The organism is Haloferax sp. Atlit-6N, assembly GCF_003383195.1.
In the GTDB taxonomy this organism is placed as follows: domain Archaea; phylum Halobacteriota; class Halobacteria; order Halobacteriales; family Haloferacaceae; genus Haloferax; species Haloferax gibbonsii.
The window spans coordinates 1,388,663-1,405,978 of the sequence record NZ_QEQJ01000001.1 but is presented as its reverse complement, the minus strand read 5'-3'; the positions used below and the strand labels follow the sequence as shown (position 1 = coordinate 1,405,978).

The following is a 17,316-nucleotide window of genomic DNA, read 5'->3' as shown; positions in this document are numbered from 1 at the left end:
GAGACGACAATCCGGTACTCAGGAACACACAATGATTGAAGCACTTGAACCCCTCATGACTGCACTGCAGAATGAAACCGCTTCCTCGCCTGCGATCACCGAAGGCGCTGCAGCGGCCCTCTCCGTCGGTATCGCCGCCTTCGCCGCAGGCTACGCGGAGCGTGGCATCGGTTCCGCTGCGATGGGCGCCATCGCGGAAGACGAGGACCTCTTCGTTAACGGGCTGGTCCTTACGGTTCTCCCCGAGACCCTCGTTATCCTCGCACTGGTCGTTGTCTTCGCGGCCTAAGCACCCCCTCTCTTTCCCATTATGAGTTTGGACAACGTCGTTGAGGACATCCGAGACGAAGCCCGCGCACGCGCAGAGGACATCAGGCAGGACGGCCAGGACCAGGCGGACGAAATCGTCGCCGAGGCCGAGGCCGACGCCGAAGAACTCCTCGAGTCGCGGAAGGCGGACGTCGAGCAACAACTCGAACGGGAGCGCGAACAGGCGCTCTCCAGCGCGAAACTCGAAGCCAAGCAGGCTCGACTCAGCGCCCGTCGTGACGTGCTCCAGCGCGTCCGCGAGCAGGTCGAAAGCGAGCTCGCCGAGCTGGAAGGCGACCGTCGCGAAGAGCTCACCCGCTCGCTGCTCGACGCGGCGTCGGTCGAGTTCGAAGACGAAGACGAAGTCTCCGTCTACGGCCGTGCCGACGACGAGGACCTGCTTTCGAGCATCCTCGAAGACTACGACGGCTACGAGTTCGCCGGCGAGCGCGACTGCCTCGGTGGCGTCGTGGTCGAGGGCTCGAACTCGCGCGTCCGGGTGAACAACACCTTCGACTCGGTCCTCGACACAGTCTGGGAGGACAATCTGAAGGAAGTGAGTGCGCGACTGTTCGACGACCAATGAGCACTACAGGCGGCTCGAATCCCGAATACGTCATCGCTCGCGTTCGAGCGCGACGTAGTGCCCTGTTCGGCGACGAGGAGTACCGCAAACTGGTCCGTATGGGACCGGCCGAAATCGCTCGGTTCATGGAGGAATCGGAGTACGAGACCGAGGTCAACGCGCTCGGGAGCCGTTTTTCCGGCGTCGACCTCATCGAGTACGCGCTGAACCAGAATCTGGCGAAGCAGTTCAACGATATCCTCGACTGGGCAGACGGCCGCCTCTACGACCTCATCGCGCGGTACCTCCGCAAGTTCGACGCGTGGAACGTGAAGACGATTATCCGCGGCATTTACTCCGGCGCATCTCGCGAGGAGGTCGAATCCGACCTCATCCGCGCCGGCGAGTTCGACGACCGACTCTTTTCGCGACTGCTCGACGCAGGCGAGATGGAAGAAGTCGTCAGTATCCTCTCCGGCACCATCTTCGGTGACGGCCTCGCGGCCGCCTACGAGGAGTACGAGGAAGTCGGCGTCCTCGTCCCGCTGGAGAACGCGGTCGACCGCGCCTTCTACGAGCAGCTGCTCGAGGGTCTGGTCGTCGGCGAAGAGGCAAAGAAGTACCGCGAGTTCCTCGAAGCCGAAATCGACTTCCGAAACGCTCGCAACGCGCTCCGCATCGCTCGCAGCGGTGCCGACCTCGACCCCGTCGACTACTTCATCGAGGGCGGCACGCTGTTCCGCGCGTCGGAGCTCGCGTCGCTGGCGACCAGCCCGGACGAGCTGGTGTCGAAGATTCGTGACAGCCGGTACGGCGACCGCCTCTCGACGGCCCTTTCGGACCTCGAGGAGGCCGACAGCCTCATCGGCTTCGAGCGCGCCCTCGACGCGGCGCTCTTGGAGTACGCGGACACGCTCGGTTACGTGTTCCCGCTTTCCGTCACGCCAATCGTCTCGTACATCCTCGCCAAGGAGCGCGAGGTCGACAACATCCGGGCCATCGCCCGCGGCCGCGAGGCCGGGCTGGACCCCGATGCAATAGAAGAGGAGCTGGTCATCCTATGAGCCAGGAAATCGCAGTTATCGGCAGTCCGGACTTCACCACGGGCTTTCGGCTTGCGGGCGTCCGCAAGTTCGAGAACGTCCCGGACGAAGCGAAGGACGACGAACTCGACGAAGCCGTGACGCGAACGCTGGAGGACGAGGACGTCGGCATCATCGTGATGCACGAAGACGACCTCGACCACCTCTCGCGCAACGCCCGGCAGTCGGTCGAGCGCAGCATCGAGCCGACGCTCGTGACGCTCGGCGGTTCCGGCGGCGCGAGCGGCCTCCGTGACCAGATCAAGAGAGCAATCGGTATCGATCTGATGGACGAATAACCAAACATGAGTCAGGCAACACAAGATTCCGTTCGCGAGGACGGAGTCATCGCAAGCGTGAGTGGTCCGGTCGTGACCGCCCGTGGCCTCGACGCCCGCATGAACGACGTCGTCTACGTCGGCGACGAAGGCCTAATGGGCGAGGTCATCGAAATCGAGGGCGACCTCACGACTATTCAGGTGTACGAAGAGACCTCCGGTGTCGGTCCCGGCGAACCCGTCGAGAGTACGGGCGAACCGCTGACCGTCGACCTCGGTCCGGGGATGATGGACGCCATCTACGACGGCGTGCAGCGCCCCCTGGACGTGCTGGAGGAGAAGATGAACTCGGCGTTCCTCGACCGCGGTGTCGACGCGCCGGGTATCGACCTCGAAAAGAAGTGGGAGTTCGAACCCACCGTCTCCGAGGGCGACGAGGTCGCCTCCGGCGACGTCGTGGGAACGGTCCCCGAGACCGTGACCATCGAACACAAGGTCATGGTCCCGCCGGACTTCGAGGGCGGCGAGGTCGTCGCCGTCGAGGAAGGCGAGTTCTCCGTCACCGAGACGGTCGTCGAACTCGACAACGGCGAGGAGATCACGATGCACCAGGAGTGGCCGGTGCGTCAGGCGCGTCCCGCCGCGGAGAAGAAGACCCCGCGCGAACCGCTCGTCTCTGGGCAGCGCATCCTCGACGGTCTGTTCCCCATCGCGAAGGGCGGAACGGCCGCGATTCCGGGTCCGTTCGGGTCCGGGAAGACGGTCACCCAGCACCAGCTCGCCAAGTGGGCCGACGCGGACATCGTCGTCTACGTCGGCTGTGGCGAGCGCGGTAACGAGATGACCGAGGTTATCGAGGACTTCCCGGAACTCGACGACCCGAAGACCGGCAACCCGCTCATGGCTCGGACGTGTCTCATCGCGAACACGTCCAACATGCCCGTGGCGGCCCGCGAGTCCTGTATCTACACCGGCATCACCATCGCGGAGTACTACCGCGACATGGGATACGACGTCGCGCTGATGGCCGACTCCACCTCCCGGTGGGCCGAGGCCATGCGCGAGATTTCCTCGCGTCTCGAAGAGATGCCCGGCGAAGAGGGGTACCCCGCGTACCTCGCCGCGCGTCTCTCCGAGTTCTACGAGCGCGCCGGCTACTTCACGACCGTCAACGGCGAGGAAGGTTCCGTCTCCGTCATCGGCGCGGTTTCGCCGCCGGGCGGCGACTTCTCCGAGCCGGTCACGCAGAACACCCTGCGTATCGTGAAGACGTTCTGGGCGCTCGACGCGGACCTCGCAGAGCGCCGTCACTTCCCGGCGATCAACTGGAACGAGTCGTACTCGCTCTACCAAGAGCAGCTCGACCCGTGGTTCGTCGAGAACGTCGAGGACGACTGGGCCGAAGAGCGCCAGTGGGCTGTCGACGTGCTCGACGAGGAGAACGAACTGCAGGAAATCGTTCAGCTCGTCGGTAAGGACGCCCTGCCGGAGGACCAGCAGCTGACCCTCGAAATCGCTCGCTACCTCCGCGAGGCGTACCTCCAGCAGAACGCGTTCCACCCGACGGACACGTACTGCTCCCCCGAGAAGACGTACGGTATCCTCACCGCCATCCACGCGTTCAACGACGAGGCGTTCAAGGCGCTCGAAGCCGGCGTCCCCGTCGAAGAGATTCAGGCCATCGAGGCGGCTCCCCGTCTGAACCGCATCGGTGTGCAGGAAGACTGGGAGGCGTACATCGAGGACCTCAAAGCAGAGATCACCGAGCAGCTCCGCGAGCTGTACTGAGACCATGAAGGAATACCAGACTATCACCGAAATCAGCGGCCCGCTGGTGTTCGCCGAGGTCGACGAGCCGATCGGTTACGACGAAATCGTCGAAATCGAGACGCCCCAAGGCGAAACCAAGCGCGGACAGGTTCTCGAATCCTCCGAGGGCCTCGTCGCGATTCAGGTGTTCGAAGGCACGACCGGTATCGACAGGAACGCGTCCGTCAGGTTCCTCGGCGAGACCCTCAAGATGCCCGTGACCGAGGACCTCCTCGGCCGCGTGCTCGACGGGTCCGGCCAGCCCATCGACGGCGGCCCCGAAATCGTCCCCGACGAGCGTCGGGACATCGTCGGCGCGGCAATCAACCCCTACTCCCGCGAGTACCCTGAGGAGTTCATCCAGACCGGCGTCTCCGCCATCGACGGCATGAACACCCTCGTCCGCGGCCAGAAGCTCCCAATCTTCTCCGCGTCGGGGCTTCCCCACAACAACCTCGCGCTCCAGATCGCCCGTCAGGCGACGGTGCCCGAGGACGAAGACAGCGGCGAGGAGTCCGAGTTCGCAGTCGTCTTCGGCGCGATGGGTATCACGCAGGAAGAGGCGAACGAGTTCATGGAGGACTTCGAGCGCACGGGCGCACTCGAGCGCTCCGTCGTCTTCACGAACCTCGCGGACGACCCCGCAGTCGAGCGGACGGTCACGCCGCGTCTCGCCCTCACCACCGCCGAGTACCTCGCGTTCGACAAGGACTACCACGTCCTCGTCATCCTGACCGACATGACCAACTACTGCGAGGCGCTCCGCGAGATCGGTGCGGCTCGCGAAGAGGTCCCCGGTCGCCGTGGTTACCCCGGTTACATGTACACCGACCTCGCACAGCTCTACGAGCGTGCAGGTCGCATCCAGGGTCGCGACGGGTCCGTCACGCAGATTCCCATCCTCACGATGCCGGGTGACGACGACACGCACCCGATTCCGGACCTGACCGGCTACATCACGGAAGGTCAGATCTACATCGACCGCGACCTCAACTCGCAGGGCATCCGCCCGCCGATCAACCCGCTTCCGTCCCTGTCGCGTCTCATGGACGACGGTATCGGTGAGGGCCTCACCCGCGAGGACCACGCCGACGTGTCCGACCAGATGTACGCGGCGTACGCGGAGGGTGAAGACCTGCGCGACCTCGTGAACATCGTCGGTCGCGAGGCGCTGTCCGAGCGCGACAACAAGTACCTCGACTTCGCCGAGCGCTTCGAAGCCGAGTTCGTCAACCAGGGCTTCGACACGGACCGGTCCATCGAGGACACCCTCGACATCGGCTGGGACCTCCTGTCGATGCTCCCGAAGTCCGAGCTCAACCGTATCGACGAAGAGCTCATCGAGGACTACTACCACGAAGACGCCGAGTCGGTCGAAGCGGAAGCCTAGACCGCGACGAACGCCGCGTTCGTCCCTCGGTTCGATTCTCCTCTTCTATTCGCGCCCCGAGCCGTGCGGCCGCGCGCCGTCCGCCGTCCGCCGTCCACCGTCCGCGAGAACTTCCTTATGGCTCGGCGACCACACCCCCGTATGGACGCCACTTCGTCTCGCGCGCACGTCCTCGCGGTCGTCGGTCCCGCCGTCGACCGGGAGCGACTCTTCGACGCGCTCTCGCCGCTTTCGGTGTCGTTCGCCGCGTCCGTCGATGCGGTGGCCCGGCGCGCCGAGGACGACCGGGTCGACTGCGTCGTGCTTGCGACCGACCGACTCGCGGACGTCGAAGCGGTCCACGGCGCGCTCGCGGTCCCGCTGGTCGTCGTCGTCCCGACCGACGGCGACCTCTCGGCGGCGGCCGCCCGCGACGCCGGCGCGGCCGACGTGGTGCCGGTCGTCGACTCGAACCTCTTCGAGCGGCTTCCCGAACGAGTCGAAAGCGTCGTCGCGTGGCGTCGCCGCGGCGCGACGGCCGCGAGCAAGATAACCGAGGACCTGAAGGAACAGGCGATAGACGAGGCACCGGTCGGCATCACCGTCGCCGACTGCTCGCTTCCCGACCGACCGCTCGTCTACGTCAACGAGGCGTTCGAGGCGATGACCGGCTACTCGGCCGACGCGGCGCTGGGGCGGAACTGCCGATACCTTCAGGGCCCGAACACCGACCCCGAGCGCGTTGCCGAACTCCGCCGCGCCATCGAGGCCGAAGAGTCGGCGTCGGTCGAACTGCTGAACTACCGCGAGAACGGCGAGACGTTCTGGAACCGGGTCGACGTCGCGCCGTTGAGCGGGCCGGACGGCGAGGTGACACACTACGTCGGCTTCCAGACCGACATCACGGAGCGCGTGCGCGCGGAGGCGGCCGCCGAGCGGTACGCCGAGAGAGTCGACGAAGAGCGCGAGCGTCTCCAGACGCTCGTGGAGCACATCGAGGGCTTGTTGGCGGACGTGACGAGCGCGCTCGTCCGCGCGGAGAGCAGACAGGAACTCGAAGCCGCCGTCTGCGACCGAGTCACCGCCACCGGGTCGTTCACCTGCGCGTGGGTCGGTCACTGCGACCTCGCACCGGCGGTCATCGTCCCGAACGAGCGGGCCGGAACCGACACCGAATTCCTCGACGGCCTCGAAATCGACCGGTCCGACCCCGACGACCCCACCGCTCGCGCCGCGGAGACGCGGACCGTCCAGTCGGCGACCGTCGGTGACGGGAGCGTCTCCGGGGAGGCGCTCGTCCCGTTCGACTCGGTCATCGCGGTTCCGCTGGCCCACCGCGGGACGCTCTACGGCGTGTTGACCGTCTACACCGACGCCGCGGAACTCGACGACCAGGTTCGGGTGGTCTTCGGGACGCTCGGTCGGGCGGTCGGCGCGGCCATCGACGCGTTCGAGAGCCGGCGGTCCCTGCTGTCCGACGAGCGGCTCGAACTCGAAATCGAGGTGCGCGACGAGACGCAGCCGCTGGTCCGACTCGCCGCCGCGGGGGACTGCGAACTCTCGTACCGCGGCTCGGCCCAGCACGACGACGGGACCGTGAGTCTGTTCGTCTCGACGGACCCCGCGACGGAGTTCGACGAGGCCGACACCGCGCTCGACGGCCTTCGGAGCGTCGACGTCCTCCCCCGCGGTGACGACGCCGAACTCTACGAACTCACCTTCGCCGACGGGTCGCTCGTCCACCTCGTCGCCGACGCGGGCGGGCGACTCGTCGACCTCGAAGTAGACCGCCTCGGCTGTCGACTCACGGTCGTCGTCCCCGACCGCGTGGCGGGGCGGGCGCTCCTCGACGACTTCAAGTCGGTCGCGGCGAACGCCGAACTCCGCTCCGTGACGAACCGCTCCGAACCGCCGGAGGCGCGCCGCGAGTTCGTCGCGAGCGTCAACGACGACCTGACCGACCGCCAGCAGTCGGCCCTCCAACTCGCCTATCTCGGCGGGTATTTCGAGTGGCCGCACGCCGTCACCGGCGACGAACTCGCGGAGACGATGGGTGTCTCGCGGGCGACGTTTCACCAGCACCTGCACGCGGCGGAGCGAAAACTCATCTCTCGATTCTTCGACGGGGAGCCATACTAACGGGTCTCTTCGTTTTTCGATAGCCGCTCGATGTCTACCGCTCTCGGTACGTCGACATCAGCACCGTGGCGACCCGCGAACTGAACCGCGGTCGTCGACCGACAGACGTGACATCACTCCGTCACGACGGATTTCGGGCGGTCCGGCCGGCCAGACAGTAAAAGATTAACACCCCAGGCGAACAACCCCCGCCAACGATGGCCGAAGACGTCAAGCCGACCCGCAAGAACTTGATGGCGATCGAAGATCGCATCGAACTCTCCGAGCGGGGCCACGACACGCTCGAACAGAAGCGTGACGGGCTCATCATGGAGTTCATGGATATCCTCGACCAGGCCCAGGACGTGCGGGCCAACCTCAACCAGGACTACGAGCGCGCGCAGAACAAAATCAACATGGCCCGCGCCATGGAGGGCGACGTGGCCGTCCGCGGCGCGGCCGCCGCGCTGAAGGAGTACCCGGAAATCACGACGCAGTCCAAGAACATCATGGGCGTCGTCGTCCCGCAGATCGAGTCCTCGCGCGTGAAAAAGACCCTCGACCAGCGCGGCTACGGGCTGCTCGGCTCTTCGGCCCGCATCGACGAGGCCGCCGACGCCTACGAGGAGCTCCTCGAATCCATCATCCTCGCCGCGGAGGTCGAGACGGCGATGAAGAAGATGCTCGAGGAAATCGAGACGACGAAGCGCCGCGTCAACGCGCTCGAGTTCAAACTCCTGCCGGAACTCTACGAGAACCAGGAGTACATCGAGCAGAAGCTCGAAGAACAGGAACGCGAGGAGATCTTCCGCCTGAAGAAGATCAAGGCGAAGAAGGAAGAAGAAGAGAAGGAAGAACGCGCCGCCGAGGAAGCCGCCGCCGAAGCGGAAGCGGCGACGGCCGACTGAGGCCGACCCCGCGCGACCGTTCTCTCTCCAGTTCTCTCTCGGTCGGGTCTCCGACCGTTTTTCACCGTCTCGGCGCGTAGTGACTTCCATGTCCTGTCCCGACTGCGACGGTGAACTCGCCGTCTTCGCAGTGCCCGAACCGCTCGAGTCTCACGCGCCCGAGGCGGCGCTGACCGTCGGCTTGTGTGCCGGCTGCCTCCGACTTCACCCGGCGGAGACGGCGCCGACCGACGGCGACTCGCGCCCGCTCGCGGACGTGCTCCCCGAGGGCGACGCGGGCGCTTCGGTCGCGCTCCTCGTCGGCATGCTCGACTCGCTGGCGCTCAACCGCGCCGGCATCGTCGACTGCGTCGAGTTCGCCGAACGGTCCGGCATCGACGTGCATCTCACGCTCGACCGACTCCAGCGGGAGGCGGCCGACCCTCACTTCGACGTCGCCCGTCGGCAGGCGCAGTTGGACGCGTTCCTCTGAGCGCCGCCGCTCCGTGCTGTCTGACACCGTGGCGCGCGAAGACGCCGAGGAGGAGTCGTTTAGACGCCGGTGGAGTACCGGAGGATGCCGGCGATACCGCCGAACGCGTCGTAGAGCTGTTCGCCTTTCTCGAAGTCCGTGCTGATGAACTTCGTCTCGGTGCCGCGCTGGTCGGCGAGGTCCATGAGCCACTCGATGACGTCCTCGCGCTCTTTCAGTTCGGCCTCCGAGCCGCCTTCGCACTCGTGGGTCGGCGTGTTGTGACGGTGGTCGACGAGTTCATACTCCTCTTGGCCGTCGCAGTCGTAGATGGCGATGTCCTTCCGCAGGTCCTCGGAGATGAGGAGGCGGTCGACCGACCCCATCACGAGGTTCTTCCGGGTCGCCTCGAACCCGTAGGTGGACTCGTTGCCGCGGTGGAGCTTCTCGAAGAACTCCTCCATCTGCTTTTTGTCCTTGATGACCTCTTGGTCGGCCAGCGCGTCCTGGCCGGCGTCGACGAGGTCGTACAGTCCGGACTCGTCGGTGTAGGCCACGTCGAACTTCCCGACGACGAGGTCCTGCAGTTCGTGGTGGAGGTAGTCGCCGTCGAGGAACTCGTCTTTCGTCGGCGAGGGACCTCCCACGAGGATGCCGTCCATCTCGTGTCGCTTGGGGACGAACAGGTCGTTGGCCATCCCGGCGACCTCCTGATAGAAGTTGTCGATGGCTTCGAGGCGGAGGCGGGCGAAACGCTGGGCGGACTGGCCACCTTTGCGCTGCTTACCGGGGACGAGCGACGAGGCGCTCTTGACCGGCTCGACGCGCTTGCCCTTGAGCCAGCCGACGTTGGCCTCGCGGCGGTCGAGGACGATGAGCCCGAACAGGCCCTTGTCCATGAGCATGTCCTCGAGCGGTCCGGTGAGGAAGTTCGAGTCGCAGTGGTACCGGAACGACTGAATCGGCTCCGGCGGGCTCTCCAGCACCTTCGTAACCATGTCCGTCTGGCCGCCGCCGGAGTTGACCGCTCCGGAGAACATGACGATACCGCGGTCCGGTGGGAAGGTGTCGTAGTACCGGAGTCGGTCCTTGATGCTCGTCAGGGCGTCTTGGACGTTCGTTCGCGTCTGCTTCGATTTGATGTTAGACGCTTCGCTGTGCTCCGTGATGACGTGTTCGACCACGTCGGAAATCTGCTTGTCTTCGGGGATGTAGATGGTGACGAGCTGCGTTCCTGACCCTTCGTACTCTCGCAGGTCCTCGATGACCTTCTTGAATTCGTACTTTCGGCGGTCCTCGCTCGCCTCCTCGGCGTCGCTACTCATCACTCCACCTAGTCCCTCCAGCGGCTAAGTAACCTTTGACTGGGCACGTCCCGCGGTATCTCGCCGCATGAGCGGCCCTACGAACTGATTGTGGAGACCAGCGCGGTCGGAGAACATTTATGTGGCTGTCATGGGTGGACTTCGACGTTGGAATTATGGCCCGGGTGTACGCAGTTGCCAGCGCGAAAGGCGGGGTTGGAAAGACGACGACCACGGCCAACCTCGGGACGACGCTCGCGATGGCCGGTCACGACGTCGTCGTCGTCGACGGTGACCTCGGGATGCCGAACCTCGCCGGCGCGCTCGGCGTCGACCCGGACGGGGCGACGCTTCACGACGTATTGACAGGCGAGGCGGCGGTCGAGGCGGCCGTCTACGAGGGACCGGCGGGACTCTCGGTGCTCCCCGGCTCGAACGCCCTCGAAGCGTTCGCGACGGCGAACGCGAAGGAGCTCGAACCGGTCGTCTCGGCGCTCGAAGCGAGCTACGACATCGTCATCATCGACACCGGCGCGGGGCTGAGCGACGACACCTTCGTCCCGCTGAAGCTCGCCGACGAGGTCGTCTTGGTCTCCACGACGGAGCGCGAGTCGCTCGGCGACACCGAGAAGACCCGACAGCTCGCAGAGCGCATCGGCGCCGACGTGGTCGGCGTCGTCCTCACGCGCGTCAACCAGTCGAACCCGAACGCCGACGTGGTCGCCTCGCTCCTCGACGCCGGCGTCATCGCCGTCGTCCCCGAGGACCCGGCCATCCGCGAGGCGCTCAGCACGCAGATTCCGGTCGTCGCCCGCTCGCCCGACAGCATCGCGGCCGCGGGCTACCGCGCCCTCGCCGAAGCGCTCACCGGCAAGCCGGTGCCGATTCCGGACGACGCGGTCGACTCGGCCGACTCCGAGGTCGCGGCGGACGAGTCGGACACGGAACCCGAACCGGCGGCCACCGCGGAACCCGCTTCCGACGCGGCCAGCGACGACGGCCGAGTCGACGACGAAGCGGACACGCCGGAGGCGAGTGAGCACACGTCGGTCGTTCAGGTCGACGCGGACCCCGAAGCGGACCCCGAGCCGGAACCCGAAGTCGAAGCCGAGACCACTGACACGGACCCGGACCCGGCGGTCGAGGACACTGACGCCGACCCCGAACCGGATGACGACCTCGCGGCGTCGATTCCGTTCTCCGGTGGCTCCGTCGAGGCGTCGGACGACTCCACCGAACCCGACGCGGACCCCGCCGAGGACGCGGGCGAACCGGCGGTCGAAGCGGACGCAGTCGCCGACCCGATGGATGGTGACGACTCCGCCGAACCCGACGGTGTCGTCGAAGCCCCAGACGCTGGTGCGGCCGCCGTCGAAGCCGGTGATGACGACGCGCCGGCCGACCCGCTGGCCGCCGACGCGTCCGACGACTCGATGGTCGCCGACTCCGAATCGGTCGGCGACGAGGAACCGGAGAGCGACCCGCTGGCGGCGGACCTCGAAGCGGTCACTCGCGGCACCTCGACCGCCGACGACGAGGCCCTCGGTGACGCCGACGACGAGGCCGCCCTGGATGTCGACGCCGACGCCGGTGCGACGGGCGCGGACCCGCTCGCCGAAGGGGCGGTCGAAGAAGAGTCGGTCGGCGACCTGTCGCCCAGTTCACCGTCCGACGACCCCGCCGAGGCTTCCGAGACGCCGGCGGACGATGCTGACCCGGTGACTGCGGGTTCCGAATCTGAGGGTTCCGAATCCGCGGAGTCCGTCCCTGCGGACTTCGACCCCGCCGCCGAGGAGACGGACGCGCACGGCGCGGACGAACCCCTCGTCGCCGAGGCCGAGCCGAGTACCGCCGACGCTGATGCTGATGCGGACGCCGACGCCGGCGAATCGCCCGAAGCCGGCGGCGACGAGGAGGGCGTCTACACCACTTCGCTCGTCGAGGAGGTCGAGTCGTTCGACGACGACGAGCGCGACGAGAAGAAAAAGGGATTCTTCAGTCGTTTCCTCGGCTAAACGGGAAGGCCTTTTACTCGCGTCTGCGGAAAGCCCTCTATGGCAGACTCTGAGTCCGTTCCCTTCTGGTGGATAGTCCTGTTTCTCGTCCTCGCGCTCGGCAGCGGTGCCGCCGTCGTCTTCTCGGTCGGCGGGTCGCTCATCGCCGGGGCCGCGGCGCTCCCGCTTTTCTTCTGAACCGCCGGAAAAAAGCCGTCTCCGAAGAACTCGCTCAGCCCGCGGTCACATCGACTCGGGCGCTTCCACGCCCACGATAGCGAGTGCGTTCGCCACCGCGTTCCGCGAGGCCTCCACGAGCGCGAGGCGGGCCGCGCCGACCTCCTCGTCGGCGTCGAGCACGGGGCACTCGCGGTAGAAGGTGTTGAACACCTCGGCGAGTTCGCGGGCGAACGTCGCCACGGTGTGGGGTTCGAGGTCGTCGGCCGCGGCCTCGACGACGGCGGGGAACCGCGCGATGGTCGCCAGCAGGTCGCGCTCGGCGTCGGTCGTCAGCACGGTCGGGTCGACCTCGCTCGCGTCGAGGCCGGCGGCGGCCGCCTCGTCGGCGATGCCGCAACAGCGCGCGTGGACGTACTGGATGTACGGCGCGGACTGCGCCTCGAAGTTGAGCGCCTGGTCCCACTCGAAGGTGATGGTCTTCGTGGGCTGTTTGGAGACGATGTCGTAGCGGACCGCGCCGATGCCGACCTGCCGGGCGATGCGGTCGATGTCGGCCTCGCCGAGGTCGTCGTCGCGGGTGCGGCCTTCGAGGCGGGTCTCGACCTCGTCGCGGGCGCGGTCGATGGCCTCGTCGAGGAGGTCGTCGAGCATGACGCCCGTCCCCTTGCGGGTGGACATCGTCTCGCCGCCGGGGAGGTTGACCCACGAGTAGATGACGTTCTCCAGTTTGTCCACGTCGTTGCCGAGGACGTCCAGCGCGGCGCGGAGCTGTCCGGACTGGAGCTTGTGGTCCTCGCCGAGGACGGTCACGGCGCGGTCGTAGTTGTCGAACTTCCACTCGTGGTGGGCGAGGTCACGGGTCGTGTACAGCGAGGTGTCGTCCGACCGCAGGAACACGAGGTTCTTCTCGAAGCCGTAGTCGTCGAGTTCGAGCTGCCACGCGTCTTCCTCGTAGACGGCGTGGTCGGTCTCCTTGAGGCGCTCGGCGAGGTCGCGGGTGCTCCCGTCGAACATGAACCGCGTCTCCTTGACGAACTCGTCGAACTCCGCGGGGAGGCGTTCGAGACACTCGCGCATGCCGCCGAGCACCTGGTCGACCACGGTCTCGACGCGGGCGTAGGTCTCCTCGTCGCCCTCCTCGATGCCCTGGAGTATCTCGGTGATTTCCGCTTCGGCCTGTTCGACTTCCTCGGGGTCGGCCTCTTCGAGGAACGCGTTGCCCTTGCGGTAGTAGCGGACGAGGTCGTACTCGACGCGCTCGCGCGCGGGTTCGCTGTCGAGTTCCGCTTCGTCGAACGTCTCGTAGGCCCACGTGAAGACGGCCATCTGGCGGCCGGCGTCGTTCACGTAGTAGTGGCGGTCGACGTCGTTGCCGGCGAAGTCGAGCAGGTTGGCGACGGCGTCGCCGATGACCGGGTTGCGGGTGCGACCGACGTGGACCGGACCGGTCGGGTTCGCGCTCGTGTGCTCGACGACGACGCTGTCGCCGGTCGCGGGCAGGCGACCGTACTCCTCGTCGGCCGCGGCGGCTTCGAGGGTGTCGTCGTAGTAGGCGTCGGAGACGTGGAAGTTGACGTACGGGCCCTGCGTGTCGACCGCGGCGAGGTAGTCGTAGCCCTCGACGGAGAGTTCGTCTGCGATGTCGACGGCGATTTTCGGCGGCGGCGCGCCGACGACCCCGGCGAGTCTGAAGGCGACGCTGGAGGCGAGCGTCGCGGGTACGTCCTCCGGCGGTTCCTCGACCCCGAGGTCGTCGGTGGGCAGGTCGAGCGACGAGAGCGCCGCAGAGAGCGCCGTCTCGACCTCCTCACGGAACTGTCTGAACATGTACGCGGATTCTCGATAGGCGGCTAAAGGCCTTTCCGAACCGTCCGAGCGACCGCGCGCCGCATCGAACGGTGACGCTCGCTTCCCCGGTCGACGGGGTGGTCTCACCGCCGCTCGCTCCGATACCTTACTGGTTAGGTAATAGTGGTATATCGTAAGCGGACGACATTCAAATCACGGGCGGCGACCCGCCGCTCTCACCACCCCACCCATGAGTCAATGCAACCACTGCGATGCGTTCGTGTCGAACAACTTCGTCCGAGTCTTCGGCGACCAGGACGGCAACGTGTACGCGTGTCCCAGTTGCTCGGCGAACGCGGGTATCTCACAGGTCAGCACCGAGCGGAGAGCGTCCTCCCTCTGAAGTCGCCACCCGGCCGCAGACCTTGACAGGTCCGACGCACGCGGAAGCACGCGCTCGCCACACCACCCACCGCACTACCCACCACACACCCACGGCGCTTTCCGCGTCTCAACGCACCCCCACACCGACCACAGCGGCCGGCACCGGTTTCCCGAATCGCGAGGTTCGGCCGCGTTGCCCCCGGACAACACCCTTTTCGCCGCGATAGACTGACCGACGGACTTACCCGTCCGCGATTGGAACTGTCGCGTATCCACGGCGGTCGCGCCCCGCCGCTTCTCTCCCCGCAAGCCATCTCATTTTTGGAACGCATTCCACTTACGATACGCTTATGGGGCGCGCGTTCGAAGCCGAGGGTATGTCAGAATCGGCAGTCGCCGCGGCGGTCGGGTACGACGAGTTGGCCACGCTCAAACTCGTCGCGCTCGACGGTGGGCGCTCCGGCCCGGTCAAGCTCTCCTGTTCCGGCGTCGCGAACCGACTCGACGTGTCGAACCAGACGGCCTCTCGTCGCCTCCAGCGCCTCGAAGAAGCCGACTTCATCGACCGCGAGGTCGTCGCCGACGGCCAGTGGATAACCATCACCGACGCGGGCGAGTCCGCGCTCAGACAGGAGTACGCCGACTACCGACGCATCTTCGAGACGCCCTCGGTTGTCGTCCTCGACGGCGAGGTCACCGGCGGGATGGGCGAGGGTCGCCACTACATCTCGCTTTCGGGCTACATGGAGCAGTTCAAAGACCGGCTCGGCTACGAGCCGTTCCCCGGCACGCTGAACGTCCGCCTCGACGACGACGCGGTCCGCGCTCGCGCCGGCATGACCGCCCTCGACGCGGTCCCGATAGACGGTTGGGAAGACGACGAACGCACCTTCGGCCCGGCGACGTGTTACGCCGCCTCGGTCGCGGTCGGCGACGAGTCCTACGAGCCGGTCCACATCATCGTCCCCGAGCGAACCCACCACGACGAGTCGCAACTGGAGATAATCGCGCCCGATAAGCTCCGCGACGAACTCGACCTCGACGACGACGACGAGGTCACGGTCCGCGTCGAGGAGGCGGATTACGAATGAGCCGCACCGCCGAGTCGACCGGCGACTTCGACGCCGTCTCGCGCGTTCTCGACGCCTTCCGCGCCGGCGAACCGGTGCTCGTCCACGACTTCGACGACCGCGAGGGAGAGACCGACCTCGTCTACCCCGCGGGCGCGGTCGGCCCCGCCGACGTGGCCCGGATGCGAAACGACGCCGGCGGTCTCGTCTGCGTCGCTCTCCCGAACGACGTGTCAGAGTCCCTCGGCCTCCCGTTCATGGACGACGTGCTCGACCACCCGGCCGCGTCGTCTCACGACCTCGCCTACGACTCTCGGTCGTCGTTTTCCTTCACCGTGAACCACCGCGACTCGTTTACGGGCATCACCGACCGCGACCGCGCGATGACCATCTCTCGACTCGCGCCCGTCGCCCAAGCCGCCCGCGCCGGCGACTACGACGCCGACGACTTCGGCGGCGAGTTCCGCGCGCCCGGACACGTCCACCTGCTCCGCGGCGCGCCGAACCTGCTTTCTGACCGGCAGGGCCACACCGAACTCGGCCTCGCGATGGCCGACGAGGCGGGTATCCCGCCGGCGGTCGTCGTCTGCGAGATGCTCGACGACGAGACCGGCGCGGCCCTCTCGAAGGACGCCGCCCGCGACTACGCCGACCGACACGGCTTCGCCTTCGTCGACGGCGACGGCCTCATCGACGAACTCGTCTGAGCGGTCGAGGGGGGTCCGCCCCGGTTTACCTTCTCACGCGCGCCCGTCGCGCCACGACCACGTCGGTTCCCAGCCGAGCAGCCGCTCCGCCTTCTCGGTCGAGACGAGCGCCTCGTGGCCCGAAAGGGTCGTTCTCACCTCCGCGCCGGGGTAGACCTCGCGGGCGACCCTCGCCGACTCGACGGTCGTCGAGGTGTCGGCGGCCGCGGCCCAGAACACCTCGTGGCCCGCGAAGTCGGCTTCGAGCGCCCGACGGACGAGTCGCGCGGCGTCCTCTCTGCCGAGGTACGAAAAGAGCGTGTTGCGCGCGGTGTGGAAGTGCCCGGCGTCCCGCAGTCCCGACAGCGAGCGGTCGGCCTCGGCGAAGGTCCGGCGGGCCTCCTCTTCGCTCGGCATCCACGGGAACCGGAGGCTGGCGACCGTTTCGGGGGCGTCGTCGCGGCGGACGAACCCCGCGGCGGTCTGCTCGGCGACGTACTTCCCGAGGCCGTAGGGGTTCGAGGGCGTCGCGCGGTGGGTCTCGTCCACCGGGAGGAAGTCGACGCGGGCGGGGTCGGGTTCGAAGCTCCCGCCGATGGCGCTCATGCTGGAGGCGACGACCACGCGGTCGATGCCGAGCGCGGCGGCGACTTCGAGGACGACGTAGGTCGACTGGACGTTGCTCTCGAAGACGCGGTGGCCGGGGTCGTTCGTCGGCGTCGAGATGGTTCCGAGGTGGACGACCGCGTCGGCGTCGACGTCGCTGAGCGCCGCGGTGAGGTCGCCCGGTTCGAGCGCGCTCACGCGGTAGTCGCGGTCCGCGAGCGACGACTCGCTGTGCCGCGAGAGATTCGTGACGGTGTAGCCGCTCGCGCGGAGGTGGGCGACGACGGTCGGCCCGAGGTTTCCGGTCCCGCCCGTGACCGCGACGGATTCGAGGCTCATACCCCGTCATGGCGGCCCGCGGACAAAACCGCGGGGGACGCGGTGGTCGGGTCGTCATGATTTTAGAGGGGGGCCG

The 17,316-nt window shown here is 66.9% G+C and carries 16 protein-coding genes; 13 read left to right on the top strand and 3 right to left on the bottom strand.

Annotation, left to right across the window (positions count from 1 at the left end; all coding sequences use genetic code 11):
* Positions 1-31: 31 nt before the first annotated feature.
* The 9 genes from DEQ92_RS07290 (at position 32) to DEQ92_RS07250 (ending at position 8,910) form a co-directional block, all read left to right on the top strand.
* Positions 32-289, top strand: coding sequence for an ATP synthase subunit K (locus DEQ92_RS07290; RefSeq protein WP_049913345.1), 258 nt, complete (start codon positions 32-34; stop codon positions 287-289).
* A 21-nt stretch (positions 290-310) separates the two neighbouring features.
* Positions 311-895: a V-type ATP synthase subunit E gene (locus DEQ92_RS07285; RefSeq protein ID WP_004973643.1), complete on the top strand. Its 585-nt coding sequence runs from the start codon at positions 311-313 to the stop codon at positions 893-895.
* Positions 892-1,938: a V-type ATP synthase subunit C gene (locus DEQ92_RS07280; protein ID WP_115820613.1), complete on the top strand. Its 1,047-nt coding sequence runs from the start codon at positions 892-894 to the stop codon at positions 1,936-1,938. The genes DEQ92_RS07285 and DEQ92_RS07280 overlap by 4 nt, the downstream gene beginning before the upstream one ends.
* Positions 1,935-2,255, top strand: coding sequence for a V-type ATP synthase subunit F (locus DEQ92_RS07275; protein ID WP_004044608.1), 321 nt, complete (start codon positions 1,935-1,937; stop codon positions 2,253-2,255). Before DEQ92_RS07280 ends, DEQ92_RS07275 begins: the two co-directional genes overlap by 4 nt.
* A gap of 6 nt (positions 2,256-2,261) precedes the next feature.
* Positions 2,262-4,022 (top strand): ATP synthase subunit A, encoded by a 1,761-nt coding sequence (locus tag DEQ92_RS07270; protein WP_004973639.1) that lies wholly within the window; start codon positions 2,262-2,264, stop codon positions 4,020-4,022.
* 4 nt (positions 4,023-4,026) lie between these two features.
* On the top strand, positions 4,027-5,433 hold the full coding sequence (locus DEQ92_RS07265) for an ATP synthase subunit B (protein ID WP_004973637.1): 1,407 nt from the start codon (positions 4,027-4,029) through the stop codon (positions 5,431-5,433).
* A 141-nt stretch (positions 5,434-5,574) separates the two neighbouring features.
* Positions 5,575-7,551 carry a bacterio-opsin activator domain-containing protein gene (locus DEQ92_RS07260; protein WP_115820612.1) on the top strand — a complete coding sequence of 659 codons (1,977 nt, stop codon included), beginning with the start codon at positions 5,575-5,577 and terminating at the stop codon, positions 7,549-7,551.
* Between the two features lie 197 nt (positions 7,552-7,748).
* Entirely contained in the window at positions 7,749-8,438 is a 690-nt protein-coding gene (locus DEQ92_RS07255; protein ID WP_004973633.1) for a V-type ATP synthase subunit D, read from the top strand.
* A gap of 88 nt (positions 8,439-8,526) precedes the next feature.
* Positions 8,527-8,910 (top strand): DUF6276 family protein, encoded by a 384-nt coding sequence (locus tag DEQ92_RS07250; protein WP_004973630.1) that lies wholly within the window; start codon positions 8,527-8,529, stop codon positions 8,908-8,910.
* Positions 8,911-8,969: 59 nt separating this feature from the next.
* Here the strand turns inward: DEQ92_RS07250 and prf1 are convergent, their stop codons facing one another.
* Positions 8,970-10,214, bottom strand: a complete 1,245-nt coding sequence (prf1, locus tag DEQ92_RS07245) for a peptide chain release factor aRF-1 (protein WP_004973628.1) — start codon at positions 10,212-10,214, stop codon at positions 8,970-8,972.
* A gap of 155 nt (positions 10,215-10,369) precedes the next feature.
* On the opposite strand from prf1, the gene minD reads away from it, so the two are divergent.
* Both minD and DEQ92_RS23810 read left to right on the top strand, forming a co-directional pair.
* Complete coding sequence (gene minD, locus DEQ92_RS07240; protein WP_115820611.1) at positions 10,370-12,208, top strand: cell division ATPase MinD; 1,839 nt, start codon at positions 10,370-10,372, stop codon at positions 12,206-12,208.
* Between the two features lie 39 nt (positions 12,209-12,247).
* Entirely contained in the window at positions 12,248-12,385 is a 138-nt protein-coding gene (locus DEQ92_RS23810) for a hypothetical protein (protein ID WP_193492883.1), read from the top strand.
* Between the two features lie 45 nt (positions 12,386-12,430).
* On the opposite strand, the gene argS is transcribed toward DEQ92_RS23810, so the two are convergent.
* On the bottom strand, positions 12,431-14,194 hold the full coding sequence (gene argS, locus DEQ92_RS07235) for an arginine--tRNA ligase (RefSeq protein WP_115804441.1): 1,764 nt from the start codon (positions 14,192-14,194) through the stop codon (positions 12,431-12,433).
* Between the two features lie 695 nt (positions 14,195-14,889).
* Between argS and DEQ92_RS07230 the strand changes: the two genes are divergently transcribed.
* Positions 14,890-15,630 carry a DUF120 domain-containing protein gene (locus DEQ92_RS07230; protein WP_004973619.1) on the top strand — a complete coding sequence of 247 codons (741 nt, stop codon included), beginning with the start codon at positions 14,890-14,892 and terminating at the stop codon, positions 15,628-15,630.
* Positions 15,627-16,316, top strand: a complete 690-nt coding sequence (ribB, locus tag DEQ92_RS07225; protein ID WP_004973617.1) for a 3,4-dihydroxy-2-butanone-4-phosphate synthase — start codon at positions 15,627-15,629, stop codon at positions 16,314-16,316. Before DEQ92_RS07230 ends, ribB begins: the two co-directional genes overlap by 4 nt.
* Before the next feature lie 33 nt (positions 16,317-16,349).
* Here ribB and DEQ92_RS07220 read toward each other — a convergent pair whose 3' ends face one another.
* On the bottom strand, positions 16,350-17,240 hold the full coding sequence (locus DEQ92_RS07220; RefSeq protein ID WP_115820610.1) for an NAD(P)-dependent oxidoreductase: 891 nt from the start codon (positions 17,238-17,240) through the stop codon (positions 16,350-16,352).
* Between the last annotated feature and the right edge of the window lie 76 nt (positions 17,241-17,316).

Coding starts and splice junctions, on each gene's coding strand:
- DEQ92_RS07290 (WP_049913345.1), top strand. CDS start 32: ATGATTGAAGCACTTGAACCCCTCATGACTGCACTGCAGAATGAAACC.
- DEQ92_RS07285 (WP_004973643.1), top strand. CDS start 311: ATGAGTTTGGACAACGTCGTTGAGGACATCCGAGACGAAGCCCGCGCA.
- DEQ92_RS07280 (WP_115820613.1), top strand. CDS start 892: ATGAGCACTACAGGCGGCTCGAATCCCGAATACGTCATCGCTCGCGTT.
- DEQ92_RS07275 (WP_004044608.1), top strand. CDS start 1,935: ATGAGCCAGGAAATCGCAGTTATCGGCAGTCCGGACTTCACCACGGGC.
- DEQ92_RS07270 (WP_004973639.1), top strand. CDS start 2,262: ATGAGTCAGGCAACACAAGATTCCGTTCGCGAGGACGGAGTCATCGCA.
- DEQ92_RS07265 (WP_004973637.1), top strand. CDS start 4,027: ATGAAGGAATACCAGACTATCACCGAAATCAGCGGCCCGCTGGTGTTC.
- DEQ92_RS07260 (WP_115820612.1), top strand. CDS start 5,575: ATGGACGCCACTTCGTCTCGCGCGCACGTCCTCGCGGTCGTCGGTCCC.
- DEQ92_RS07255 (WP_004973633.1), top strand. CDS start 7,749: ATGGCCGAAGACGTCAAGCCGACCCGCAAGAACTTGATGGCGATCGAA.
- DEQ92_RS07250 (WP_004973630.1), top strand. CDS start 8,527: ATGTCCTGTCCCGACTGCGACGGTGAACTCGCCGTCTTCGCAGTGCCC.
- prf1 (WP_004973628.1), bottom strand. CDS start 10,214: ATGAGTAGCGACGCCGAGGAGGCGAGCGAGGACCGCCGAAAGTACGAA.
- minD (WP_115820611.1), top strand. CDS start 10,370: ATGGCCCGGGTGTACGCAGTTGCCAGCGCGAAAGGCGGGGTTGGAAAG.
- DEQ92_RS23810 (WP_193492883.1), top strand. CDS start 12,248: ATGGCAGACTCTGAGTCCGTTCCCTTCTGGTGGATAGTCCTGTTTCTC.
- argS (WP_115804441.1), bottom strand. CDS start 14,194: ATGTTCAGACAGTTCCGTGAGGAGGTCGAGACGGCGCTCTCTGCGGCG.
- DEQ92_RS07230 (WP_004973619.1), top strand. CDS start 14,890: ATGGGGCGCGCGTTCGAAGCCGAGGGTATGTCAGAATCGGCAGTCGCC.
- ribB (WP_004973617.1), top strand. CDS start 15,627: ATGAGCCGCACCGCCGAGTCGACCGGCGACTTCGACGCCGTCTCGCGC.
- DEQ92_RS07220 (WP_115820610.1), bottom strand. CDS start 17,240: ATGAGCCTCGAATCCGTCGCGGTCACGGGCGGGACCGGAAACCTCGGG.